This window comes from Vibrio sp. 1069 (assembly GCF_033340555.1).
In genome coordinates, this window is sequence record NZ_JAWOWP010000436.1 from 1 (window position 1) to 673 (window position 673).

Here is a 673-nt window from a genome sequence, read left to right on the forward strand (position 1 = left end):
CTAATAACTGGCGACGCAATGGTGCATCCGATTTGAGCGGGCCATCTTCATCGAGAACCAGATTCAGTTCGTGAGCGAGAATTTTGTTGAACTGTTGCAGGCTTGGCATCAACGCGTAGTTAAAAACGGCGTAATAAGAAAAGACTTGGCTAGCGAGAAGCAAGGAGATGAACAGTAGAATAGATTGTGTCAGTGAACTTCGGATTCGCATGGAAATTTCCTGATGACCCTAATTGCGAAAACCTCGACCACCAAATAAGAAGGAAATTTGATGGCCGAAGTTTTAAAAACCGATTGCCGGTTAAGCGAGTAAGAGTTACGACTCTTTACCGTCTGGGACAAATACGTAACCTAAACCCCATACGGTCTGGATGTAGCGAGGTTTGCTCGGATCGTCTTCCAGCATGCGGCGTAGACGAGAAATTTGTACGTCGATAGAACGCTCCATCGCCGAGTATTCACGACCACGTGCCATGTTCATCAGCTTATCGCGCGACATTGGCTCACGCGCGTTGGTTACCAGTGATTTCAACACCGCAAATTCACCCGATGTTAATGGCATCGCCTCATCACCACGGAACATTTCACGCGTGCCGAGATTTAAACGAAACTCGCCAAACTCGACCACTTTTTCTTCTGTACTTGGCGCACCCGGTAGCTCAACCGTTTGGCG

1 protein-coding gene and 1 pseudogene are annotated in these 673 nt (G+C 48.0%); both read right to left on the reverse strand.

Translation table 11 applies throughout. From position 1 onward, the window contains the following. Window positions 1–211 (reverse strand): annotated as a pseudogene (gene envZ, locus R7040_RS26975) (two-component system sensor histidine kinase EnvZ); the annotation flags it as partial. Window positions 212–316: 105 nt separating this feature from the next. Beyond that, window positions 317–673, reverse strand: a 357-nt coding sequence (locus tag R7040_RS26980; protein WP_318097675.1) for a winged helix-turn-helix domain-containing protein, incomplete at its 5' end; no start/stop codon positions are given.